The 23572-nt window shown below is 55.7% G+C and carries 19 protein-coding genes, 1 tRNA gene and 3 pseudogenes; 11 read left to right on the top strand and 12 right to left on the bottom strand.

Annotated features, from left to right (window positions below; translation table 11 throughout):
* Positions 1-424: 424 nt before the first annotated feature.
* The 4 genes from AC3ISI_RS15245 to AC3ISI_RS15230 all read right to left on the bottom strand — a co-directional run bounded on the left by AC3ISI_RS15245 (position 425) and on the right by AC3ISI_RS15230 (position 3507).
* The gene (locus AC3ISI_RS15245) at positions 425-1333 is read right to left on the bottom strand and encodes an IS5 family transposase (RefSeq protein ID WP_489337723.1); all 909 of its coding nucleotides are present in this window, start codon (positions 1331-1333) and stop codon (positions 425-427) included.
* Between the two features lie 364 nt (positions 1334-1697).
* Complete coding sequence (locus tag AC3ISI_RS15240) at positions 1698-2636, bottom strand: hypothetical protein (RefSeq protein ID WP_489332663.1); 939 nt, start codon at positions 2634-2636, stop codon at positions 1698-1700.
* A 117-nt stretch (positions 2637-2753) separates the two neighbouring features.
* Complete coding sequence (locus AC3ISI_RS15235) at positions 2754-3062, bottom strand: hypothetical protein (RefSeq protein WP_489332662.1); 309 nt, start codon at positions 3060-3062, stop codon at positions 2754-2756.
* Between the two features lie 55 nt (positions 3063-3117).
* Positions 3118-3507, bottom strand: a complete 390-nt coding sequence (locus AC3ISI_RS15230; protein ID WP_489332661.1) for a hypothetical protein — start codon at positions 3505-3507, stop codon at positions 3118-3120.
* A 383-nt stretch (positions 3508-3890) separates the two neighbouring features.
* Between AC3ISI_RS15230 and AC3ISI_RS15225 the strand changes: the two genes are divergently transcribed.
* From AC3ISI_RS15225 to AC3ISI_RS15215, 3 genes and pseudogenes are all read left to right on the top strand, one after another.
* Positions 3891-4226, top strand: coding sequence for a phage holin, lambda family (locus AC3ISI_RS15225; protein ID WP_489332660.1), 336 nt, complete (start codon positions 3891-3893; stop codon positions 4224-4226).
* 379 nt (positions 4227-4605) lie between these two features.
* A pseudogene (locus AC3ISI_RS15220) lies at positions 4606-4968 on the top strand (NUDIX domain-containing protein).
* 30 nt (positions 4969-4998) lie between these two features.
* The gene (locus tag AC3ISI_RS15215) at positions 4999-5826 is read left to right on the top strand and encodes an EamA family transporter (RefSeq protein WP_489332659.1); all 828 of its coding nucleotides are present in this window, start codon (positions 4999-5001) and stop codon (positions 5824-5826) included.
* 322 nt (positions 5827-6148) lie between these two features.
* On the opposite strand, the gene AC3ISI_RS15210 is transcribed toward AC3ISI_RS15215, so the two are convergent.
* Entirely contained in the window at positions 6149-7189 is a 1041-nt protein-coding gene (locus tag AC3ISI_RS15210; protein ID WP_489332658.1) for a DUF1214 domain-containing protein, read from the bottom strand.
* 373 nt (positions 7190-7562) lie between these two features.
* Complete coding sequence (locus AC3ISI_RS15205; protein WP_489332657.1) at positions 7563-8492, bottom strand: LysR family transcriptional regulator; 930 nt, start codon at positions 8490-8492, stop codon at positions 7563-7565.
* Between the two features lie 318 nt (positions 8493-8810).
* Here AC3ISI_RS15205 and AC3ISI_RS15200 point away from each other — a divergent pair, with 318 nt between their 5' ends.
* Complete coding sequence (locus AC3ISI_RS15200) at positions 8811-10247, top strand: purine-cytosine permease family protein (protein ID WP_489332656.1); 1437 nt, start codon at positions 8811-8813, stop codon at positions 10245-10247.
* Between the two features lie 109 nt (positions 10248-10356).
* Positions 10357-11334: a carbon-nitrogen hydrolase family protein gene (locus AC3ISI_RS15195; protein ID WP_489332655.1), complete on the top strand. Its 978-nt coding sequence runs from the start codon at positions 10357-10359 to the stop codon at positions 11332-11334.
* Between the two features lie 253 nt (positions 11335-11587).
* Here the strand turns inward: AC3ISI_RS15195 and AC3ISI_RS15190 are convergent.
* Positions 11588-11796 (bottom strand): annotated as a pseudogene (locus tag AC3ISI_RS15190) (hypothetical protein).
* A 206-nt stretch (positions 11797-12002) separates the two neighbouring features.
* Positions 12003-12090: transfer RNA gene (locus tag AC3ISI_RS15185), tRNA-Ser, on the bottom strand.
* Between the two features lie 123 nt (positions 12091-12213).
* On the opposite strand from AC3ISI_RS15185, the gene AC3ISI_RS15180 reads away from it, so the two are divergent.
* Both AC3ISI_RS15180 and AC3ISI_RS15175 read left to right on the top strand, forming a co-directional pair.
* Complete coding sequence (locus AC3ISI_RS15180) at positions 12214-12885, top strand: Bax inhibitor-1/YccA family protein (protein WP_489332654.1); 672 nt, start codon at positions 12214-12216, stop codon at positions 12883-12885.
* 766 nt (positions 12886-13651) lie between these two features.
* Positions 13652-14683 (top strand): annotated as a pseudogene (locus tag AC3ISI_RS15175) (IS110 family RNA-guided transposase).
* 138 nt (positions 14684-14821) lie between these two features.
* Here the strand turns inward: AC3ISI_RS15175 and AC3ISI_RS15170 are convergent.
* Positions 14822-15148: a YceK/YidQ family lipoprotein gene (locus tag AC3ISI_RS15170; protein ID WP_489332653.1), complete on the bottom strand. Its 327-nt coding sequence runs from the start codon at positions 15146-15148 to the stop codon at positions 14822-14824.
* A 57-nt stretch (positions 15149-15205) separates the two neighbouring features.
* A complete protein-coding gene (locus AC3ISI_RS15165) occupies positions 15206-15643 on the bottom strand; it encodes an Lrp/AsnC family transcriptional regulator (RefSeq protein WP_059182827.1) in 438 nt (145 codons plus the stop codon).
* Between the two features lie 135 nt (positions 15644-15778).
* Between AC3ISI_RS15165 and AC3ISI_RS15160 the strand changes: the two genes are divergently transcribed.
* Positions 15779-16672 carry a DMT family transporter gene (locus tag AC3ISI_RS15160; RefSeq protein ID WP_489332652.1) on the top strand — a complete coding sequence of 298 codons (894 nt, stop codon included), beginning with the start codon at positions 15779-15781 and terminating at the stop codon, positions 16670-16672.
* Positions 16673-16675: 3 nt separating this feature from the next.
* Here AC3ISI_RS15160 and AC3ISI_RS15155 read toward each other — a convergent pair whose 3' ends face one another.
* A complete protein-coding gene (locus AC3ISI_RS15155) occupies positions 16676-17719 on the bottom strand; it encodes an FUSC family protein (protein WP_489337722.1) in 1044 nt (347 codons plus the stop codon).
* A 41-nt stretch (positions 17720-17760) separates the two neighbouring features.
* A complete protein-coding gene (locus AC3ISI_RS15150) occupies positions 17761-19386 on the bottom strand; it encodes an NADP-dependent glyceraldehyde-3-phosphate dehydrogenase (RefSeq protein WP_489332651.1) in 1626 nt (541 codons plus the stop codon).
* Between the two features lie 580 nt (positions 19387-19966).
* Here AC3ISI_RS15150 and AC3ISI_RS15145 point away from each other — a divergent pair.
* From AC3ISI_RS15145 to AC3ISI_RS15135, 3 genes are all read left to right on the top strand, one after another.
* Complete coding sequence (locus AC3ISI_RS15145; RefSeq protein ID WP_489332650.1) at positions 19967-20854, top strand: Dyp-type peroxidase; 888 nt, start codon at positions 19967-19969, stop codon at positions 20852-20854.
* A 220-nt stretch (positions 20855-21074) separates the two neighbouring features.
* Complete coding sequence (locus AC3ISI_RS15140) at positions 21075-21821, top strand: GntR family transcriptional regulator (protein ID WP_489332649.1); 747 nt, start codon at positions 21075-21077, stop codon at positions 21819-21821.
* Between the two features lies 1 nt (position 21822).
* Positions 21823-23568, top strand: a complete 1746-nt coding sequence (locus AC3ISI_RS15135; protein WP_489332648.1) for a fumarate reductase/succinate dehydrogenase flavoprotein subunit — start codon at positions 21823-21825, stop codon at positions 23566-23568.
* Positions 23569-23572 lie beyond the last annotated feature (4 nt).

Genomic DNA, 23572 nt, shown 5'->3' with positions numbered 1-23572 from the left:
GCGAAAATTGAGAGAATGCGTGGGCTTGTAGATCGGCAGAGCGACCTGGAAAAAGTCAGACAACCCAGGATGGGTCCCGGAGATGTGGGGTGGGATGCGGAAATGGTCAAAAATGCGGAAACAATCAGAGAAGTGGCGGCAGGAAAAGCCAAACCCCAGAAACGACAAAGCCCTGAAAAATAAGGGCTTTGTCGTATAAAGATGGCGGAGGCGATGGGATTTGAACTCATGGACCTGTTGCAGTCGACGGTTTTCAAGACCAACCGATATTTAAAGTCGCTTAGGAAGGTCTGAAGTACCCAGCGATTTTTTGATACTCCAACCATTTGGAGTTCAAAAAATCGACGGCCTGAAATCAGACTTTGGCTCTTCTTAATTCATTGTTTTTCCTTGAGCCGCGCCTTTTCTCCGCGCATTTCGCGCATCACAGACGCACCTCTCCCGCAACCAACAGCCGTTTTCGCATCATCCACAGGTTTGACAGGGCAAACAGCGTGGTCTGTTGCGCGGTATTTTTTATCAGCCCGCGATAGCGCACTTTCGTATAGCCAAACTGGCGCTTGATCACCCGGAACGGATGTTCGACCTTGGCTCGCATCTGGGCCTTTGCGTATTCGATTTTGCGACGCACCTGAGCGATCAAACTCTGCTTGCCGTGCTTCTTATACGTGCTGGGCCGTGCGGCAATTGACCAGATCATCTGGCGATCTTGATGTTCCGGACGCTTGTCCACGCCGGTGTAACCGGCATCGCCAGAGACGTAAGTTTCCGCTCCATGCCGTAACTGATCGACCTGGGTCACGTCCTCCACATTCGCCGCCGTGCCCACCAGGCTGTGCACCAAACCGGATTCGGCATCGACTCCGATATGCGCTTTCATCCCGAAGAAATATTGATTTCCTTTCGTCGTCTGGTGCATTTCTGGATCACGTTTACCGTCCTTGTTCGTGGTCGAACTCGGCGCATGAATGATCGTTGCATCGACCACCGTCCCCTGGCGTAGCAGCAAACCACGGTCGCCCAGATAGCCATTGATGACCTGCAAAATCCCGGCAGCCAATTCATGTTTTTCCAGCAGGCGGCGGAAGTTGAGGATCGTGGTTTCATCCGGAATCCGATCCAGATGCAGCCCGGCAAACTGGCGCAGAATCGTGGTTTCGTAGAGGGATTCTTCCATCGCCGGGTCGCTGTAGCCAAACCAGTTCTGCATCAGATGAACCCGCAGCATGGCCATCAACGGATACGCCGGACGACCGCCTTCACCCTTCGGATAATACGGTTCGATCAACGTAACCAGACCTTTCCAGGGCACGACCTGATCCATCTCAATCAGGAAGCGCTAGCGGCGGGTTTGCTTGCGTTTGCCAGCGTATTCGGCATCGGCGAAGCATATTTGCTTCATCGGGGCTCAACCGTTCAGTTCGTGGGACAGGCGTATTTCAGCAGACTTGGAAGTCTTTTTCAGAGTTTCCCTAGTGGCTATCTGACCGGCTTATCCCTGAACGACTGGCAAAGCTAACTCTTGATCTTGACCAGTTTGCAGTTTCTAAACCGCCGCCCAAGGCCTTCACGGCCAAGGACGGTAAAGTTCTAAAAGGCCCGGTATCCGGTAAAACGGAATGCTGCCCCGCTAAAGAGTACGGTATTACGTATACGTAGGCCTTTTCGGATAATTAGTTAGTTTCGTTTTCAGGAAATTACAGTTTCACGCTATACAGCACTTCGCCGGCCGGGGAGACGAAGTCAGCTCGCTGGGGCTTGATGTTGAGATAGCGATCTGTGTCTTGGACACGATCGGCATGTTCGACGCTTTTCAGGTAGCCATAGATGACTACGCTGGTTTCGGTACGCACCGCTTCAATTTTGCGAGCAATATTTTGGTCTTCAACTGAAACAAATTGCAATGCAGTTGCTTCGGTGAAGCCATAGTGCAAGCTAATTGGATCGCCGTTGTAATATGCGCGTATGGGCGGGTGGCTGGCGCCGATGGACATACCCTTACCGTCGGATTCGGTCAGGTCACGCTTGTCGGTGAACAAGCCCTGACTCAAGCTGAAGCCTTTGCGGTTGAAGTCGTAGGTCCCGACTTTGGCATCTTTTGGTTTGATTTCGAACCTAGCGTAACGAACGCCGTTGATCTTACTGCTCTCAGCAACAACCAACTCTTTAAACTTTTTGGCTATATCGATCTTGGCAAAGCCATCGTTTTCAGAGATGTATTTTTTGGAAAGGTCGGCGATCCCTTTTGGGTAACCTTCGTACTGGGTATAAACCTTCAAGGAGTTGATGAGCGTTTCGTCTGATTCATTGAAGCCATTGAAGGCTATGTAAAGGTTTTCAGCCATCCACGGCTTATGGATGTCCAAATAGGATGATTCATTCGCCACCGGCAAATCAGGCAGCACGTTGCTGTTGGCTTCGTGCTTGGCGAGAGAGGCTTTCAGAGCGTCTTCTATATTTTTCCGGGTTTCTTCCTCATATTGTTTGTGCTTCCTGTCGGACTCTTCCTGCGCACGCTGAGCGATCGATTTACCCTCTTTGTCAGCGAAATTTTCAGGCTCTTTACCGCAGCCAGTCAGTACGAGCGCGGATAGCGCGAAAGTAATCGCCAGGGCAAGTGAATTTTTATGTAGCATTTTTAGTTCCTTTTCATTTGGAAAGCACTCAGACGATACGGTCTGCCTTTCTGCATCCGCGGCTAAATCCTCTGATGTATAACGGGATAATTAACCGCGGAAGTTGTCTGATCGAGATCAATATCGAAGTGTGGTTTTTTCCTGAATGCCCTTATCTACATAGGCAATTACCTCATCGGCGGTCTTACCGTTAACCGACTGAGCGAAGGTTTCTCCTTTTTCATGAATGCCTAGCGTTTGTCCCATTGCGATGGAATAGCTGAACTTACCTTTTTTTGTTGCATCGGAAATGTTTTCATATATGGATAATGAAGACTTCTGGAAGCTTTCAGATGTGCTGCCGTCAATTTTTTTATCACCACAGCCCGCAAGCATTGCCATTGTGATTGTTAGAGCCGCTGCAGTTAAAACTTTTGCTTTGTTCACAAATCATCCTTGTTTTCAATTTAATCGCGCAGAAAACTAATGGTAAGCCATGGTGTTACATGCCAGCAGCGTCCAGCATCGGATTGCCGCTTTGTCCAGCAGTGCCGCCAGATTTGTAAGAGTTGGTTAGCACGCCGGACCTATTGAATTCGAAGACGGTGCTTTCTGACTTGTTCTCGCCCACGAACGGGATCGCGGTGATGAGCGTGTAGGGGTAAGTCCAGATCTCTTTATCCCCGATTTCGTTGCGAGTCGGAGGATAGCCGATGGAAGCGACGACGTCGGATTGACGGGTTTTGCCTTTAACGAACGTCGACATTTTTTCGGCAGGGATGTAAGTCCCGGTTTTCATGTCAAGCTTATCCGCGACTTTATGCACGCCCGCACAGCCGTTAAGCAGTGCCACGGACAGCGTTACAACTGCGAAAGTCCTTACTTTGTTCAAAGCTAAACTCCTTGTGGTACCATCTCATCGATATGGTGGCCAAGTGATGCCATCATCCGCTGATCGTAAACATATTTTGATACAAAGTCATCTAGGAATGAGCATGCATGCAGTGAGTGCTCAAGTTGGGTAAAATTTCGCTTTTACTGCGGAAAAGCCTTTTCCGCGCGGAATAGACCTGCTTTCATAGCAGCGTGTGTTGCTGTGAACGCAGCGAGACGCTTTTCAAAAAACCGACCATTGAGTCGGTTTTTTTGTACCTGATTTCAAGCCCGGCCACTCCGCCGGGCTTTTTCGTTTTTGGCTCCGCCACGCCCATCGCTTCGAGCTGGAAAGTGCTGCTGGAGCCAATCTATTGCGCTTCTCGAAAGGGAGGGATTTGGATGACAAACATGCCCGATAAACCAGACACCTGGATGCTCGTTCTCGCGTGGCTGGGGCAGCATGCGCCGACGATCTACGCGGGAGCATTGTCATTCGTGGTCGGTGCTTTGCGCATCATTTACGGCGGCGGCACCCGGCGACAGGCGCTGCTTGAGGCTTCGCTTTGCACGCTGATCACCATTGGATTGATTCCGCTACTGGAGTACTTCGGCTTACCGCAGAACTTCGCCACGGCTGCTGGTGTGTTCATCGGTTTTCTTGGCTTGAAGAAGATTGCCGATCTGGCTGATCGGTTCGCCGACTTCAAGTTTCCTAAATCGGATTCGACGCCATGAAGCGCTGTTTTTGGGTGCTGCCTCTTGTGCTCCTAATGGCCTACGCCATCACGGGGCACATCCACTGTGGTGAGTCGCCTGCATGTCAGCTGTCACTTTGACAGCCCGCTATGGGTCGATTGCTGCCCTTCGTAATCGGCAGCAAAGCATCCGCAAACGATGCTGCTAGGTCGCCTTATCGGCTTTTGGGAAAAGTCGGATCTGAACTGACTGCTATCGGCCAAACGCAGTCAGTCGCCAAACATATAAACACCACTGATTGCTACGGCAACCTAGGCACTTTTGTGAGCTAGGCTGGCTCTTATATTGCACACATAGAGAAGCACGCTAAAAATGGCATTTTTATTTCAATTAAATGACATGTATTTCAGGCCAGAAAATGAGAGTCAGAACAACTGTCATATGCGAGAGAGATAGGGAAATCTTGTTCGTTCGCAAACCGAGATCAAAATGGTCTTTACCGGGTGGCAAGGTAGAAGCTGGCGAAGCTATCGCGGAAGCTGCCGCTCGGGAACTCCAAGAGGAAACCGGGCTAAACGCCGATCAGTTCCTGTACATTTTTGAGCTTAAGGCAGGAAGCACACGGCACCATGTTTTTGAGGCCTCTGTTCCAGATGCCGACAGCGCCACACCTCAAAACGAGATCACCGAGTGCGCCTAGCATTCCTTGAGTACGTTTCAAGAACTGGACACAAGCGAAGCTACGAAATCAATTATCAGGTCATTTCTAAGGCGCCTTTAGTCCCCCGATAAATCACCACTAGGATGGTGCATGCCCTATCACATCATCTTGCTAATACTTTTCGCAGCGCTCTTGCATGCCAGCTGGAATGCCGCGTTGCGCGGTGGTGCCGATAGACTTTGGTCGATGACGATCATGTGCGTGGCGGTAGCCATCGCCAGCGTCGCAATAGCCTTTTTTTTGGAGGCTCCGGCCGAAGCCAGCTGGTTCTACGCAGCGCTTTCAGCGGTCCTCCACGTTGGCTACAACTTGTTCCTGGTGCGCAGCTATAAAGTTGGAGACCTTGGGCAAACTTACCCTATCTCGCGGGGCTCCTCGCCTATCCTGATCACCCTCGCTGCTTCGGTTTTTGCCGGGGAAACGGTCGGGGCAGTCGCTATGTTCGGTATTTTACTGGTCTCAGGCGGCATCATCTCGCTGGCCTTTAGTGGACGCAAACTAGCCGTTCCCAGCCTGCCTTACGCTCTGGGAACCGGTTGTTTCATTGCGGCCTATAGCGTGACGGATGGCATTGGCGTCCGCTTGTCTGGCGCGCCGATGGCATACACGGTATGGATGTGCGCCTTGTGGGGCGTCTTGATGCCGTTGGTGTATGTCGCCGTGCGCGACACGAGGAGTTTATTTACCTTCCGACCCGGGCTCATAACGGCCTTCATCGGAGGTCTGATTTCACTTCTGGCCTATGGGATCGTCATCTACGCCATGTCCGCCGCGCCCATGGGAGCGGTATCGGCATTGCGCGAAACCAGCGTGTTGTTCGCAGCATTGATTGGATATTTTTTCTTGGGGGAGACACTGACTGTCCGAAAGATACTGGCATGTGCAGTGATTGTCATCGGCACGATCCTCATTGGCTGACGGCAGGGGCGCAAAGCCGATGGTCAGCTTTGGGTCGACTTCAGCCAGTCGCGACCGGCAGAAAGCGGCCAAAAAAGGGCGCTGGATTGTTAATGCCGAGGTTTGAAAACAGCGACTGGGACCGTTTTTAGCGTCCCGGCGAGGCTTGTGGGTAATTGCACGGACTTGCCCACCCATTAGCATTCGACCTGAACAGTAATTTGCATCGGATTTGACCAGCACGCTTCGTGGACATGACCGGCAGAGAACGACCCATAGCTGCCCTTCGGGAATGACAGCAAAGGGTCTTGGAGGCCACTCGCTGCCGGTCGTAACGGCGGGTTCAGTTGACCGGGTTAGCGTCGGGGAACTTCCACGCGCCGCTGAGAACTTCCGATTTTGGCCGATACAATCGCACGGTATAATTCCAGCCTTTCATGGTCGGCAGGCAATTGGCGGTCTGCGAGTTACACCCACCGAACTGAACCGTGATCGAACCGTCATCGGATTTTTTCGACGTTAGATTGTTCAGCGTGTACGCATTGGCAGCGTTCTTTTCAAAGTATCCTTCAGCGTTGTAGAGACTAACGGACCAAAAGCCATCGACAGGAACATCTTTCACAGTGAGGCGATACACGGTTTTCCCATCGTTGTTGGCCGGAGTTACGTTCAGGTAGGTCGCGTCCTTGTCCGGGTTACCGCCCCAGGCGGCAGCAGAACCCAACAAGTGGCGTACGGGATCAACCTCGGCCTGAGTGCCAAACGCCTTCTTGAAGTCGGGAATAGTTGAAGACAACACCAGCAGTGCATCGCGGACTTTCTTCTGGCTGGCGGCATCCCATAATGGTAGCTCCAGCGTGCCGGGATTCTTTTGGCTTACGCTGACAGCGTCCTGTAACGCGTGAACTTGTTTGACATCATCCGGGTTATTAGGGTCAACCAGCGTACGGATGGCGGTGACCACATAACGGGTGCCAACGTTTTCGCGGGTCAGGGTGTGCGTACCAGCGCCGTAGAATACATTCGGGGTGTAGTGGTCCTCGCTGATGATTTGCAGCGCCATGAAGCGCTTACCGGGGTCGGGTAAAGTAATTGTCACTGGGCCAGCATCGAGGTCGAAAACCCCTGAGGTGTAGAGCGTGTCTCGATTGAGCCGTATAACAGTCTGATGCCCAATGTCGGCCGCTTCACGACGATGAAGTAGCTTGCCGAGGCCACCTTGTTTTGCCAGTGAACCGATGTACAGGTCTGACTCAGCCCTCACGAAGTTATCAACCGTCACTGGCGTTGCACCTGGCTTGGTCGAAGTCTCATCGGCATATGCGCCGGCCATGAATGTGAAGGTGGTGCACGCGAGAATATTGAAAATAGTTTTCTGCTTCATACGAATCCTTTCAGTTTGCCGAGAGACTTTTTCGAAACGGTTTTTTGGCGTCGACACTATAGTCTGAGTCTGGGCGCGCTAAAAGGATGTCCGCTTTTGGCCGATTCTGTTGAAAAAGTCGGTCTGCCCAAACTGCCTGATCATTGACTGGTGAAAACGCCTTTTTTGCACGCTGCTACGTGAAATCCGAGTCCGGAAGCCTCTGCCAAAAGTGGGGATTCCATGCAGCAGCGCGCAAAAAAGGCGTTTTCTGCGGTCAGTATGCGGGCAGTCTGGAAGAACCGACTTTTTCAACAGAATCGACCCAAACCGGTCAGTCGTGACAAGCAGTCATCGGCCAAAACGTCGATGCGCTTGATTCCTCCGACCAGTGCTATGGAATCGACTCCACTTCAAATTTCAGTTTTTGTTGGGCGGTAAATAGCGCGTGAAGGAACTGCTCTGATGCGCCTTTCGGCATTTGTCCCTGACGAGTAATGCAGTGAAACGCCGCGCTATAGGCCAGCCTGGTGGACAAAATAGGGCGTAGCAACCCGCGACTGACCCAGATATTGGCATAGTGCGTCGGTAGATAACCGATACATGTCCCGGAGCACACCAGCATCGCGATAGCTTCCATGGAGAATGCGCTGACCGAATTACCGAAATGCAAGTTGTGCGGTCTGCGGCTTTCCAGCATATAGCCACGATTGACGTAGTCCGCTGCGCAGATTTCATCATCACTCAAGCTATCGTCCGAGCGCGAAAAGAACGGATGTCCTTTTCCGCAGTAGAGGTTCTGCTCTTCCTCGAAAAGCGCTTGATAGTGCAACCCTGAAAGCTGATGGTTGAAGCAGCCAATGGCCAAGTTCAGGCGTCCCTCAAGAACAGCTTGTTCCAGTTCATCTGCGCGCATTATTTGCAGATCGATCCGGGTTTCCGGTGATTTTTTGCGAAAAAGAGTGATTGCCATAGGTAAAGGTGCAACGTCGAGGGTGAGCAGGTTATCGACGCTGCCAATCTGCAAAAATTCAGGAAAATGCTCGTTGAGCATGGCGACGCGCTGGCGAAAACGGTCAATGTCCGCATACAACTCCTGCGCAGCCGCATAGGTCTGCGCCCCTTGCTCGGTTAACTGGAAACCACCCTTGCCTCGCAAGCAAAGCGTGAAGCCCAGGCGCACTTCCAGATCCCGTACCAACACGCTCAGGCGCGACAAACTGGTGTTCAAGCGCACTTGCGCTGCTGTGAAGCCACCTGCATCGACGATAGAGCAGAAGATGCGCAGCATGCGCAGATCAACGTCGGAGAGATTGGTCAGCATGAGGGTCCCCTCAGATCAGAAAGTTTCCGCTCCCAAAGCGGCGCGCTTTATATCAGCAATATCAGGTTATGGGTTATCCGCCGCAACGCGGACTGATCGATCATGACACCTTGAATGCTGGGCTGGCAGCGCGTTTTGTAACGTACAGAGCGGGCTCGGTTTCTCACTTTCGTTTTTACGAAAGTCAGGTTCTGCGTTGTGGAATTTACCCCCGATCCCTTTATACCAATACTGAATCCAGTGCCGGGCAGCGTTAGCCGAAGGTCACGTACACGTTAAACCCTCAAAAATAAAAATTAACTTGTAACGGAGTGCTATATGGCAACTCAGCTTAAGTCGGGACAAGCCAGACCGACCATCGAGGTCCGCTCCATCGATTATGTTCCGCGTGCGGAAAGGCACGGGAAGGTATGGCATCAAGGTCCGTTCTGGTTCACCGGCAATTTTGTCTTTCTCACCATGATGGTGGGCTTCATCGGGCCGAGCATGGGCCTTGGCATTCTTTGGAGTGTTCTGGCGGTGGCCATCGGAGCGTGTTTCGGCACGGTGTTCATGGCGTTGCACGCCAATCAGGGACCAAAGCTTGGTTTACCGCAGATGATCCAATCACGGGCACAGTTTGGTAGTCGAGGCGCCATCGTGCCCTTTGCCGCAACCATCTTTGTCTATGTCGGCTTCATCGTGTTCGGGATCATTCTGGTAACGCAGGCATTGCAATTGGTATTCCCAGGATCGAAGTGGTTCTGGTACCCACTGCTCATTGCGCTGAGCATTTTCATTGCCGTGGTGGGCTATGATCTACTGCATTTTGTCCAGCGTTGGCTGACTTACCTGCTGATCGCGGTTTTTGGCATCGTGACTGTGATGGCGCTGACAGCACTGCCCGCCGCCAGTGGCGTGATGCCGACAGGCGGGTGGAACATGACCGCGTTCCTGGTGCAGTTGTCGCTCGCTGCGGGTTACAACATCAGCTATTCCGTCTACGTCTCGGATTACTCCCGTTACCTGCCCGATGATTCATCAAGCCCGAAACTGATCTTCTGGACCTACTTAGGCGCCGCCGCCTCCGCCGTGTGGTTGATGTCGCTCGGCGCCGTTCTGGCCAGCTTCATTCCCGGTTCCGATGGCATTGTTTCACTGGTGCAGGTCGGTGATTACTTTTTCCACGGCTTCGGGACCATCGTCGTGCTGGTCGGTGCTATTGCCCAGCTATCGGTGACTGGGATCAACTGCTACGGAGCGATGCTCACCGGTGTCAGTGCCCTGGATGGCTTTAAACCCGTGCGGCCGACTATCAGGCTACGAGTGATGGGGCTGCTGTTGGTGGGCACAGCGTCGCTGGTGATCGCCCTGGCGATTCCAGAAGCCTACCTGGGCAGCTTCAACGGCTTCGTGCTGCTGATGCTGTATTTCCTGATCCCCTGGACGGCGGTCAACCTTGTGGACTTCTACGCCATTCGCAAAGGCGAATATGCAATCGCCGATATTTTCAATCCTCAGGGCGTGTATGGCCGCTGGGCATGGCGTGGGGTGTTGGCGTACTTCGCCGGATTCGTAGCGATGATTCCATTCTTCTCGATCCCGTTTTTCGTGGGGCCCGCGGCACAGGCCCTGGGTGGGGCTGACATTGCCTTCGTGCCCGGCTTACTTGTCGGCGGTGGCCTGTATTACCTGCTGGCGAGAACGGTCGAGCGTTCGGCTGAGACAACGGCGCGGCACCAGAGCCAGCTCGCGCTCGAAGGTGCCATCGAATAAAGCCAGCGGGTTCGTTTACAACCCTTTCAAATGCTTTTTCACGCCCCTCAAACGGGGCGCTGGAAAGCGTCGTAAAGCAGCCACAACTCCGAACTCTTAAGGATTTGCAATGACAAGTCAGACCGAAAAAACTGTCGCCATCGTGCAGAAGCCGGCAGCCGTACTCGATGTACCAGAGTCCCTGCGACGGGCTGCTGTCCATATTGCCGAAGCGGCCTCATTGGGTGCAGAACTTGTCGTGTTTCCCGAAACATGGCTGAGTTGCTATCCCGCATGGGTGTTCGGGATGGCCGGATGGGACGATGCAATCGCCAAGGCTTGGTACGCAAAATTGCTTGCGGACAGCCCAGTCATTGGTCTACCCGATCAGATGGATGATGACCTGGCCATACTTCGTGAGGCTGCCCGGGAGCATAGGGTGACCGTCGTGATGGGGATGAACGAGCGATCCCGTCCGCACGCTGGTTCGCTTTACAATTCACTGGTCACAATCGGCCCTGCCGGACAGGTTTTGAACGTGCACCGCAAGCTAACGCCCACGCATACCGAGCGAACGGTATGGGCCTGTGGGGATGCGTCCGGACTGCGCGTAGTCGACACCCCGGCTGGTCGCGTGGGTGGATTGGTCTGCTGGGAGCATTGGCATCCTCTCGCACGTCAAGCACTGCATGCTCAAGACGAGCAGATACATGTGGCCGCTTGGCCGGATATGCCGGAAATGCACCATATCGCTGCAAGGTCGTACGCATTCGAGGGGCGATGCTTCGTTTTGTGCGCCGGCCAATACCTTTCGACAGATGACATCCCCGCAGACCTGCTGGCTGCATATCGACGTGGTGTGGGACAGGACGCTCCGGAAAAGGGGCTTTTGTTCAATGGCGGTTCGGCGGTCATTGCGCCTGACGGTTCATGGGTGACGGCGCCGCTCTTTGGCGAACCTGGCATTGTTTTAGCCAAAATTGACCTCTCGCAGATCGACGCACAGCACCATGATCTCGATGTGACGGGGCACTATCTGCGACCTGACATCTTCGAATTGTCAATTGATCGGCGTGTGCGTACGGGTTTGAACCTTTGTGACAGCTGAAGCCAAGGAGAACTCGCATATTGCGTAAACATACAGGTTGACTGCTATTGGCCGATTCTGTTGAAAAAGTCGGCTGTGGTTTACGCGCAGAAAAGTATGCGTTTGAGGTTGAAATCTTTACTTTGAACAGAGGATTCCATGTTCAGATTTCGTGCAGCAGCGTGCAAAAAAGGCGTTTTCAGCGGTCAGTATGCGGGCAGTCTGGAAGAACCGACTTTTTCAACAGAGTCGGCCGATTGCTGCGCTTGCGTGCTCACTCCGGCGTCATGAGTACTGCGAGGCTCATTTTGATAAATTCTTCGTTCCTGTCGATCGTTTGCAAGGCGCCGCGAACGTTGCCGGCTACCTCCGCTGATCCTCTTTGCTCAACCCAAAGCGTCAGCTCCATGATCGCAGCTTCGAGCGCAAGTTGGTTTCGTTGATCTTGAACAGCAGGGAAGGGAGCAAGTCTGAGTTTGGCATCACGAATCCTCCTTGGAGACGTCAGCGTAGCATTTAGTTACAGAGGGCGTGTTTCATGATCGGCAGGACGCCGTAGAAGGGGAAAAGCGGGTCTAGTTCTGGAACGCTTCCAAAATAGTTCTGGAACACATGACCAGTGGGGGAGATCGCCCCAAACCCCAGAAACGAAAAAGCCCTGAAAAATCAGGGCTTTTTCGTATAAAAGGTGGCGGAGGCGATGGGATTCGAACTCATGGACCTGTTACAGTCGACGGTTTTCAAGACCGTTGCCTTAAACCACTCGGCCACACCTCCGTTTGTGTTGCGGGCGCCATAATACCTGAATGAAACACACTGTCAAACTCTCTGCGTAGCTTGTTACAGAGCGTCTGTTATGATCTTTGCGACTGAACGTTTCAAACCAACAGGAGTGTCGCTATGCGCGAACAGGATTACGCAGTTAATAACAGCGTGCAGGCTGAGCAGCTAGAGGTTAGCCGCGTCCTGCGCAACACATACGGCTTGCTCGCTCTCACCCTTGCATTCAGCGGCGTGATGGCGTTTGTCGCTCAGCAGATGCGCGTCGGGTACCCGAACGTGTTCGTGGTGCTGATCGGCTTCTACGGCCTTTTCTTCCTCACCAACAAACTCCGTGATTCTGCCTGGGGCCTGGTTTCTGCTTTTGCCCTGACCGGTTTCATGGGTTTCCTGCTTGGCCCGATCCTCAACCGTTACCTGGGAATGCAGGGCGGCGCTGAAGTGGTCAGTTCGGCGTTCGCGATGACGGCGCTGGTGTTCGGTGGTCTGTCGGCTTACGTGCTGATTACCCGTAAGGACATGAGCTTCCTGGGTGGTTTCATCACCGCAGGCTTCTTCGTGCTGCTGGGTGCGACGCTGGCGAGCTTCTTCTTCCAGATCAGCGGCCTGCAACTGGCGATCAGCGCAGGTTTCGTGCTGTTCTCCTCGGTCTGCATTCTGTACCAGACCAGCGCCATCATTCAGGGCGGCGAGCGCAACTACATCATGGCGACCATTAGCCTGTATGTATCGATCTACAACCTGTTCATCAGCTTGTTGCAGCTGTTTGGCATCATGAGCCGCGATGATTAATCGAAGGCCTTAAGTAAAAAACCCGCTCAGGCGGGTTTTTTTTATTGGGTGCGCCAGGCATGGCGCGTTGCGCGCAAGCGCAACCAGCTTGGCTGTGGTGGCCTCGCTGGTGACTTGGAGGTGAAAGTCCTCTACACACCCGGCAAGGGGAGTTTTAGCCAGAGGCAAGGGTGTCGCGGGTGACTGCGAATCTGAAGGAAGCCCGAGGCAAAATGCTGGCCTGACGAACAGGAAGCGGATTAGGCGGTGCAGCGGGGTAAGAAGGCCAATATCTTCAAAGCCCAATACTTGCACGGAACGCTGTGACGTAGATCCGACAGGCATAAGCAGGAAGGTCGCGCGAATTACCCTGGGAGATCTGTTTAGCCTGCCAAGTGCTACCGGCGTCGCGAGATGGCGGGATGGGCGACAGAAGTCAGCATAGGCCGTAGTAGTTGCTCGAAACCGGAGTAATGAAGGGCTGAACCTGTCATGAGTGGATAGTCGGGTGTGATCTCTGTTGGAGCGTAAAGCAGAAACTCCGCGTAGCGGGGTCGAGACCATCAGGAGGTAGGAGCCGGAAGCTCCGAGGGCCGGTCTGGGCGCTTAGATACCGCAGGCGACACATCAACGGAATCAAGCTCGCTGACGTTGTATGTCAGTAGGCAGGAACCGCCGTATACGGAACCGTATGTACGGTGGTAATGGAATGGACGCCCCCTGTCCTAACGGCATCGATGTGCCAAAGTGAAAGTGTTAATAGCACTTAACGGAAGGGAGCGTCCTCATGAAGCTTACGACTGTTGGTATCGATTTGGCAAAAAACGTGTTTCAAGTACACGGAGTTGACGAGCGAGGGAAACCAGTACTGAAGAAGCAGCTCAAACGTGACCAGCTTGCCCCTTTCTTTGCAGTATTGGCGCCGTGCTTGATCGGTATGGAGGCTTGCGGAAGTGCCCATCACTGGGCAAGAAAGCTGCAAGCATTTGGACATACGGTCAAGTTGATGGCTCCACAATTTGTTAAGCCCTATGTGAAAACGAACAAGAACGACGTAGCCGATGCAGAGGCCATTTGTGAAGCGGTCGCTCGACCCAATATGCGCTTCGTGCCGATCAAGACGACAGAGCAACAAGGGATATTGGCCATGCATCGGGCGCGGCAGGGTTTTGTGAAGGCTCGTACTGCGCAAGCTAACGCAATTCGTGGGCTGCTCGGTGAGTTCGGCATTGTCATCGCGCAAGGGATCGGGCATATCGCCGAGCGTTTGCCAGGCATCCTGGAAGATGGCGAAAACGGTCTGCCCGGTTCATTCCGGCAGTTGATGCAGCGCCTGGGCGATCATCTGAAGGAGTTGGACCGGCAGGTGGGTCAACTTGAACGGGAAATTCAACAATGGCATCGAGGGAATGAGGCCAGTTGCAAGCTTGCAGAAATACCGGGTATTGGACCGATCACCGCAAGCGCTCTGGTCGCTTCGGTAGGTGATGCGAAGAGTTTTGCCAACGGTCGGCAGATGGCGGCATGGTTGGGATTAGTACCGCGACAGCATTCGAGCGGAGGCAAGTCCACGCTGTTAGGTATCAGCAAGCGAGGAGATAGCTATTTGCGCACATTGCTGGTTCATGGTGCGCGAGCGGTGGTTCGTTACGCCGAAGTTAAAACCGACCCCTCATCGGATTGGCTGAAGGGTTTGTTGGCGCGTCGCAACACGAATGTGGCAGTCATCGCGTAGGCCAACAAGAATGCCCGGATTGCCTGGGCGCTGCTGTCCCACGACCGCAGATTCCATCAGGGACAGAGGCAGAGCCTCATATAAAGTCCGGATGTATGGCTGCAATCTCAACCCCGTCTGTGTTGTCACGAATTGAAAGCTCGGCAAACTGGGGGCGTCCATGTATGTGAGAGGACGGCGGGGGCAACCCTGCCTCCTACTCGATCCTGACATTCAGGTCTTTCAGTCAATGACTATGCTGCCATCGGCCTGTTGACGGTAGATGGTGTAGGGCAGCAACAAGGTGTCGAGTGCGCCGGACATGACCACGTCGATCAGCACGATGGCTGGAGCATCGGTGTGGTCTTGTGCATCCAGCCCTTTTTTCAGCGGTGCATTCAAACTGCAAAAATCATAGCTCACACCGCTGTAGATTCGCGGAACTGCACCACAATAGCTCTTCTGTTCCTTGAGGCTTTCAGCCGCCACTTTGTCGCCGCGCACCACTGTTTGAATCGTGCCACAGCCCGCCAGCATCAGCGCCGCCAATAGCATTGCCTGAGTTTTCATACCGCCAATCCTTCGCCGGAAAAACCTCAATCTACGCCATTGGCCAACAAACATCACTCACGCCATCGGTGGCAACCGGCGTTTGACCGGGGTCTTCTTGACGATCGCCGTGTTGGTTTCTGCGTGGGTATTGAGGCGATCGAGGAGGGTGTCCAATTGTTCCATGGACCGCACGTGCAGGCGTGCGATGAAGCAGTCGTCGCCCGTGACTTTGTCGCACTCGGTGAATTCGGGGATGGCCTGAATCTGTCGCTCCACTTCCTGTAACTGACCAGGCAACGGGCGAATCCGCACGATGGCCTGGAGTTGATAACCGAAGCATTTTGGGTCGATTTCCACGGTGTAGCCTTTGAGCACACCCCGCTCTTCGAGGCGACGCAGTCGCTCGGCGACACTGGGCGAGGACAAGCCGCTGAGGTGTGCCAGCGCCTTGAGCGAGCGCCTCGAGTCTTCCATCAAGGCGCTGATCAGCACTTGGTCGATGTCGTCGGTCATGGCGCCCTCCCAGTAAGGCAATTGATTAAACCCGCCTTGAATAAAAAGGCAAAAACCGAGTTTAGCCTGATTTTTGCGCTGGAGAAGCCCCTGCGCGAATTGGCATACTTTGCGCTCAAACACAGGAGTCTGAAGATGGACAAATCAATACGTCGCGGTTCATTTGAAATGACCGCCGCCATGCTGATCTCCGGGACGATCGGCTGGTTCGTGCTGGTATCCGGGCAACCGGTGCTGGACGTGGTGTTCTGGCGCTGCTTGTTCGGGTCCGGCACCTTGCTGCTGATTTGCGCGGCCTTCGGCTTTTTGCGTCCTGATATTTTGACTCGTACCACGTTTCTGCTGGCAGTCATCAGTGGCGTGGCAATTGTCGGCAACTGGGTGCTGTTGTTTGCGTCGTATTCGCGCGCCTCGATCGCCATTGGTACGGCGGTGTACAACGTTCAGCCGTTCATGTTGGTCGGCCTGGCCGCGTTGTTCCTCGACGAAAAAATCACCTTGCAGAAGCTGTTTTGGCTGGGCATTTCGTTTCTCGGGATGTTGGCGATTGTCAGTGCCCATGGGGGGCAGGGCGAGAGCGGCAATGATTACCTGATGGGGATCGGCCTGGCACTGGGCGCGGCCTTCCTTTATGCGATTGCCGCGCTGATCATCAAGCGTCTGACCGGTACGCCGCCGCATCTGATCGCATTGATCCAGGTCTGCACCGGGGTGCTGATGCTTGCGCCGTTCGCGCACTTTTCTGCCCTGCCGCAAGCGCCGAGTGCCTGGGCCAGTCTGGTGACGCTGGGCATTGTCCACACTGGCGTGATGTATGTGCTGTTGTATGGCGCGATCCAAAAACTGCCGACGGCACTCACCGGGGCGTTGTCGTTCATCTACCCGATAGCGGCGATTTTTGTCGACTGGTTTGCCTTCGGTCATCGCCTGGAACCGCTGCAATGGCTCGGCGTAGCGGCGATTCTGCTGGCTGCCGCGGGGATGCAACAAGGCTGGGGCATCAAATCGCGCAAGTTGGCGGCACAGTAAGCGTCAGATGTTCCAGAGCGGCGCGGTCTTGGCCAGTCGCTGGCGCATCTCGCTGATATTGGCGGCGAACTGGCGGGTCAACAACCGATAGCCGTCCAGCGGGGTGTAGACCGGTGATTCGAGACTTGATGCAGCCGGCAGGTCGACGGGCCGGCTCAGTCGTTGCGAAGCGCCGGTTTTCAAGGCCCGCGCCATCCCTCTCAGTTGCACGCGGATTTGCCGATGTTCCGCGGTCATCGCGGCTTGCAAATGCGCTATGGCATACGGGTCGCTAGCATCCGGGCGGGTGTTGCCGAGGATTTCCAGAGTGCTGACGCACATCCGCAAATTGCGCTGAATCGCATCCAGTTCGGTCATGGAGATTTTCACTTCCTTGGACACTGACGGCATCAGCGAGCGCAATTGCACCATCACGGTGTTCAGGCGCCCCATGAGTTTGAGGTGCTCATCATCGCTGACCGGTTCACCATTGATGATACGTCCGTAGATTGTCGCGCAATCACGTAGCGCATCGGCAAGGTTGTAGCGCCAGGAAAACACCGCATACAGCGGCAGCGCGAAGGAAAACGCCAGTGCCAGCGCAATCCCGATCAAAATGTCCACCCCGCGCCACAGGCCAGCAGTGACCGCATTGTCGCCATGTCCCGCGACGATAAACACGGTGATGGCGGCTAGCAATGCCGTGTAACCACCCTTGCCAATGGCGTGATAAGAAAAAAACCCGCACACCACCGACATGGCGAAATAAGTCAGCCACGGCATGCCGAGCCAGGCCTGTTGCGCGACCAGGGCCAGACCGACACCCGCCCCGATCAAGGTACCAATGGCGCGCTCGGCGGCTTTTTTGCCGATATTGCCGTGGTGCTGCAAGCCACCGATCACCACCAGCATCGTCACCGACGCCCATTCGCCATGGGGCAAATGGATGCCGGTAGTCAGCAGGATTGTCGCCAGCAATCCGAGCGAGACCCGCACCGCGTGAATCAGTTTGGCGTTGCGATAGCGTCGGTACGGGTCCAGCAACGGACGCAGCAGTCGGCGCAGCAGCGGGGGCAATCGTTGGCTGAAGGTGCTCAGTCGCTGTGTCCTCAGAAAATATAATCAGTGGTCAGGAAGCTTGAACTGCGTCCGCTGATGATCTCGCTGATGAGGTCTTTATTGGTTTCCTGAAACTTGGTGGCAACCAACGTCCGGATCGAAAACACCCGCAATGCATCATGTACCGACAACGTGCCCTCGGCCGAGTTCTTGCGGCCGTTGAACGGGAAGGTGTCCGGGCCGCGCTGGCATTGGGCGTTGAGGTTGATGCGCCCGACCTGGTTAGCGAACGTGTCCACCAGTCGGCCGACTGCGACCGGGTTGGTGCCGAAAATACTCAGCTGCTGGCCGAAGTCCGACTCCAGGACGTAATCGATCACCGTGTCCAGATGGCGGTACGGCACAATCGGGATGACCGGGCCGAACTGTTCTTCCTGATAGACGCGCATTTGCGGGGTCACCGGGTACAGCACCGCCGGGTAGAAGAACGAGGCGCGGACCTGGCCGCCGTTGGGATTGACCACCTTGGCCCCTTTGCTTTCGGCGTCCGCCACCAGCGAATGCAGGTAATCGACTTTGCCTGACTCCGGCAACGGCGTCAGCGCCACGCCGCTGTCCCACGGCATGCCGGGTTTGAGGCTGGCGAGTTTGGCGTTGAATTTGTCGATGAACGCCTCGACCACGTCTTCATGGACGAAGAGAATTTTCAGCGCGGTGCAGCGCTGGCCATTGAACGACAACGAACCGGTCACCGCTTCACTTACCGCGTTGTCCAGATCGACCTCCGGCAGGACGATGCCGGGGTTTTTCGCATCAAGGCCCAACGCCGCACGCAAACGGTGCGGTTTGGGGTGAAGTTTTTTCAAGTCGCTGGCGGCTTTGTTGGTGCCGATAAACGCGAAGATGTCGATCTTGCCGCTGGCCATCAGCGCGCTGACGGTCTCGCGGCCGCTGCCATAGATCACGTTGATCACCCCGGCCGGGAAGCTGTCGCGGAAGGCTTCCAGGAGCGGGCGAATCAACAGCACGCCGAGTTTGGCGGGTTTGAATACCACGGTATTACCCATGATCAGCGCGGGAATCAGCGTGGTGAAGGTTTCGTTCAGCGGGTAGTTGTAGGGGCCCATGCACAGCGCTACGCCGAGCGGGACGCGGCGGATCTGGCCGAGGGTGTCCTGTTCCAGCTCGAAACGGCTGGAGCGGCGGTCGAGCTCCTTCAATGCATTGATGGTATCGACGATGTAATCGCAGGTGCGGTCGAACTCTTTTTCCGAGTCCTTGAGGTTCTTGCCGATCTCCCACATCAGCAGCTTGACCACCGCCTCACGCTGTTGGCGCATGCGACCCAAAAAGGCTTCGACGTGCTGGATGCGTTCGGCTACCCGCATGGTCGGCCACAGGCCCTGGCCACGGTCATAAGCACGGACCGCAGCGTCCAGGGCGGTCAAAGCCGTCTCGGCATCGAGCAAAGGCGTGCTGCCAAGTATCACTTGCTCGTCGCCATTCGCGCCAGTCAGGTACACCGGGCTGCGGACTTGGGCGAGCGGCCCGGACCAGGTTTTCAGTTCGCCATCGACCAGGTACTCACGCTGCTCGGTCTGGCCGTCTAGGCGGTATTTTTCCGGGATGTCGGCGTGGCTCGGGAACAGGTTGTCGAGAATATTGGCTGTGGTCATGTCGCTACCCCCTCTGGATTAGGTGATGCCTTGGTGAAACGTTTTAGCAGACCTCGGCCTCGCTTGTCATGACTCATCTCGGTGATTTTTGGCACTGCGTAATGGCGCGAGCGTTTCCCGGCATGTGGGGCATGGCCTCAGAAGCCCCCTTTGTTGGCCCCCAATGCCCTCAACCTGCCCACGTCGGGTGCCTTAGTGTTGAACTCTCCTTGATCACAACAAAAACAGTGCATCCGGCTGACCGGGCACCAATGAGAGGAACGTCATGCGGGCATGCCGATTCACTGAAAAGCCTAGCCTTTGTTTTGCCCTGATGGGGTGCGTCTTCGCGATGTTGCTCGCGGGGTGTGGCGAAGAGCCGAAAAACCCGGCCACCGCCAGGCCCGCACGGTGAGCCTGCTGGCCAACCCAGACATGTCCATCGAGCGCATTAGCGAAGAAGTCGGCTACACGGCGGTGCACACAATTCACGGCTGCTGTGTCCGAACGCAGCCTTGCGCTGCTCGACAGCTGCTACAGGACGCTGCACACAAACCCTCGTGCTCCGGTTAAACTCCGTGCTCATTTTCAAGGAGTTCATATGAGCTATTACCAGCCGGGCATTCTCGCCACCCCCGTTCCGCCTCAAGCCCGCCATATGTTCTTCGCCCTTGAATCCGCCGAAGCATTGCCGGTCGCGCTCAACAACTTGATGCAAGTGGTGGACGGGAAATCGGCTGTCGTCGGTTTCGGGGAGTCGCTGGTCAAGGCGTTGCACGCGCAGATTGATGGCTTGCGGGCCTTTCCGGCGTTGACCGGGGTTGGCGTCGACAATCCGTCGACGCAACACGCATTGTGGTGTTGGCTGCACGGTGTCGACCGGGGTGAGTTGCTCAATCGCAGCCAGGCCATCGAAGCTGCTCTGGCACCGGCCCTGCGTCTGGTGCAGATGAACGAAACCTTCCGCCACAAGACCGGCCACGACCTGACCGGTTACGAAGACGGCACCGAAAACCCGCACGACGAAGCCGCTGTCGCCGCTGCATTGTTGGGCGAAGGCACGGACGGTCTGGTCGGCGGCAGCTTTGCCGCGATCCAGCAGTGGCAGCATGACCTCAAAGGTTTCCACGCGATGCCGCCCCATGAAAAGGACAACATCATGGGCCGTCGTTTGAGCGACAACGAAGAACTCGACGACGCGCCGATCTCGGCTCACGTCAAACGCACTGCCCAGGAAAGCTTCGCACCCGAGGCGTTCGTGGTCCGTCGTTCGATGCCGTGGATCGAAGGTGATCGCGCGGGTCTGATGTTCCTCGCATTCGGCTTTTCCCTCGACGCCTTTGAAGCGCAGCTGCGGCGCATGAGCGGTCTGGAAGACGGCATCACAGACGGCTTGTACCGCATCAGCCGACCGATCACCGGCGGCTACTACTGGTGCCCACCGCTCAAGGACGGTCAGCTGGACCTGCGCGCCTTGCGCATCGGCTAACCCTCCAGTTCAATTGCATTCGACCCTGTGGGAGCGAGCCTGCTCGCGAAAGCGTCGGTACAGTCAGCAATGATGTTGGCTGACACTACGCTATCGCGAGCAGGCTCACTCCCACAGGGGATTGCGCTGCGAATCTAACCTTATGCTCAAACAGTATTTCTCAACCCCTGCATGGCCTCTCTAAGATCACGTCATAACTCGTTATAACAAGTGATCTGTCATGACTGATAACGTTCTATCCCTGAGCAGCGTCCCACTGCACACCCAACTGCGTGACGTACTGCGCGCCCGCATCCTCGACGGCGAATACCCGCAAGACAGCCAGATGCCTTCCGAAAGCGAACTCGGTGCGCTGTTCAAAGTCAGCCGAATCACCGTGCGCCAAGCCCTGGGCGATCTGCAGAAAGAAGGGTTGATTTTCAAGATCCACGGCAAAGGCACCTTCGTCGCCAAGCCGAAAACTTTCCAGAACGTCAGCACCCTGCAAGGCCTGGCCGAGTCCATGACCGGACGTGGCTATGAGGTGATCAACCGCCTGCGCAGCTTCAAATTCATCGCCGCCGACAAACTCGTCGCCGAACGCTTGCAGGTCTCCGAAGGTGAAACCGTGGCGCAGATCAAACGGGTGCGGCTGATCAACCGTGAGCCGATCTCGCTGGAAATCACCTACCTGCCCAAGGCCCTCGGCGAGCGGCTGGAGAAGTCTGATCTGGTCACTCGCGACATCTTCCTGATCCTCGAAAACGACTGCGGCCTGGCCCTCGGTCACGCCGATCTGGCCATCGACGCGGTCCTGGCCGACAGCGACCTGACCCAGGCGCTGAACGTCGAACCGGGCTCGCCGATCATGCGCATCGAGCGGCTGACCCACGATGCCAGCGGTCAACCCGTGGACTTCGAACACCTTTACTACCGTGGCGATGCCTTCCAGTACCGCCTGCGGATCGACAGGCAAAAAGGGGCGTGACATGACTTGCAGCTCAATAACCAGAAGCACGCTAGAACAGGAATACGACATCGTCGTGATCGGCGGCGGCACCGCAGGGCCGATGGCGGCGATCAAGGCCAAGGAACGCAACCGCGATCTGCGCGTGTTGTTGATCGACAAGGCCAACGTCAAACGCAGCGGCGCGATCAGCATGGGCATGGACGGGCTGAATAACGCGATCATTCCCGGCCACTCGACGCCGGAGCAATACACCAAGGAAATCACCATCGCCAACGACGGCATCGTCAATCAGGCCGCGGTTTACGCCTACGCCACTCACAGTTTCGAAACCATCGAGCAGTTGGACCGCTGGGGCGTGAAGTTCGAGAAAGACGAGACCGGTGACTATGCGGTGAAAAAGGTCCACCACATGGGCGCTTATGTACTGCCGATGCCGGAAGGGCACGACATCAAAAAAGTTCTGTATCGCCAGTTGAAACGGGCGCGAGTGAGCATCACCAATCGCCTCGTTTGCACCCGATTGCTGACGGACGAAGAGGGCGCGGTCAACGGTGTAATGGGCTTCGATTGCCGCACCGCCGACTTCCATGTCATCAAGGCCAAAGCGGTAATTCTGTGCTGCGGGGCCGCCGGGCGCCTGGGGTTACCAGCGTCGGGTTACTTGATGGGCACCTACGAAAACCCGACCAATGCCGGCGACGGTTACGCCATGGCGTATCACGCCGGCGCCGAACTGGCGAACCTGGAATGCTTCCAGATCAACCCGCTGATCAAGGATTACAACGGCCCGGCCTGCGCCTACGTCACCGGACCCTTGGGCGGCTACACCGCCAACAATAAAGGCGAACGCTTCATCGAGTGCGACTACTGGAGCGGCCAGATGATGTGGGAGTTCCACCAGGAACTCGAAAGCGGCAACGGTCCGGTGTTTCTCAAGCTCGACCACCTGGCCGAGGAAACCATCCAGAACATCGAAGAGATCCTGCACAGCAACGAACGCCCGAGCCGCGGCCAGTTCCACGCCAATCGCGGCACGGACTACCGCACGCAGATGGTCGAGATGCACATTTCCGAGATCGGCTTTTGCAGCGGACATTCGGCGTCCGGCGTGTGGGTCAACGAGCGGGCCGAGACTTCTGTGAAGGGCTTGTACTCGGCTGGTGATATGGCGGCGGTGCCGCATAACTACATGCTCGGCGCGTTCACCTATGGCTGGTTTGCCGGCACCAACGCGGCGGATTTTGTCGCCGGGCGCGAGTTTTCAGCGGTCGATGCCAAACAGATCGAAACCGAAAAAAAACGGGTCTACGCCCCCCTGGACCGCGAGCACGGTCTGCCACCCGCGCAAGTCGAGTACAAGCTGCGGCGCTTTGTGAACGACTATCTGCAACCGCCGAAAGTCACCAAGAAGATGCAGATCGGCCTGCAACGCTTCAGCGATATCCAGCGCGACCTCGATCAGATCAAGGCCCACAACGCCCACGAACTGATGCGCGCCATGGAAGTCAGCATGATCCGCGACTGTGCCGAAATGGCCGCCCGCGCCTCGCTGTACCGCGCTGAAAGCCGCTGGGGGCTTTACCACTATCGGGTCGATCACCCGCAACGCAACGACAGCGACTGGTTCTGTCATTGCCACCTGAAAAAGGGGGGCGACGGCCAGATGACCAGTTTCAAGAAAGCCGTCGAGCCTTACATCATCCCGCTCGATGCCGATGAAATGCAGGCCTACGACCGGCTGCGGGTCGGCGCCTTTGCCGCCTGAGCCT

The organism is Pseudomonas sp. GL_139_B (genome assembly GCF_057834475.1).
This window is presented reverse-complemented; position numbering and strand designations above follow the sequence as displayed.

Coding starts and splice junctions, on each gene's coding strand:
- AC3ISI_RS15135 (WP_489332648.1), top strand. CDS start 21,823: ATGACTTGCAGCTCAATAACCAGAAGCACGCTAGAACAGGAATACGAC.
- AC3ISI_RS15210 (WP_489332658.1), bottom strand. CDS start 7,189: ATGAAGCAGAAAACTATTTTCAATATTCTCGCGTGCACCACCTTCACA.
- AC3ISI_RS15140 (WP_489332649.1), top strand. CDS start 21,075: ATGACTGATAACGTTCTATCCCTGAGCAGCGTCCCACTGCACACCCAA.
- AC3ISI_RS15225 (WP_489332660.1), top strand. CDS start 3,891: ATGACAAACATGCCCGATAAACCAGACACCTGGATGCTCGTTCTCGCG.
- AC3ISI_RS15200 (WP_489332656.1), top strand. CDS start 8,811: ATGGCAACTCAGCTTAAGTCGGGACAAGCCAGACCGACCATCGAGGTC.
- AC3ISI_RS15195 (WP_489332655.1), top strand. CDS start 10,357: ATGACAAGTCAGACCGAAAAAACTGTCGCCATCGTGCAGAAGCCGGCA.
- AC3ISI_RS15215 (WP_489332659.1), top strand. CDS start 4,999: ATGCCCTATCACATCATCTTGCTAATACTTTTCGCAGCGCTCTTGCAT.
- AC3ISI_RS15165 (WP_059182827.1), bottom strand. CDS start 15,643: ATGACCGACGACATCGACCAAGTGCTGATCAGCGCCTTGATGGAAGAC.
- AC3ISI_RS15240 (WP_489332663.1), bottom strand. CDS start 2,636: ATGCTACATAAAAATTCACTTGCCCTGGCGATTACTTTCGCGCTATCC.
- AC3ISI_RS15205 (WP_489332657.1), bottom strand. CDS start 8,492: ATGCTGACCAATCTCTCCGACGTTGATCTGCGCATGCTGCGCATCTTC.
- AC3ISI_RS15180 (WP_489332654.1), top strand. CDS start 12,214: ATGCGCGAACAGGATTACGCAGTTAATAACAGCGTGCAGGCTGAGCAG.
- AC3ISI_RS15170 (WP_489332653.1), bottom strand. CDS start 15,148: ATGAAAACTCAGGCAATGCTATTGGCGGCGCTGATGCTGGCGGGCTGT.
- AC3ISI_RS15160 (WP_489332652.1), top strand. CDS start 15,779: ATGGACAAATCAATACGTCGCGGTTCATTTGAAATGACCGCCGCCATG.
- AC3ISI_RS15150 (WP_489332651.1), bottom strand. CDS start 19,386: ATGACCACAGCCAATATTCTCGACAACCTGTTCCCGAGCCACGCCGAC.
- AC3ISI_RS15145 (WP_489332650.1), top strand. CDS start 19,967: ATGAGCTATTACCAGCCGGGCATTCTCGCCACCCCCGTTCCGCCTCAA.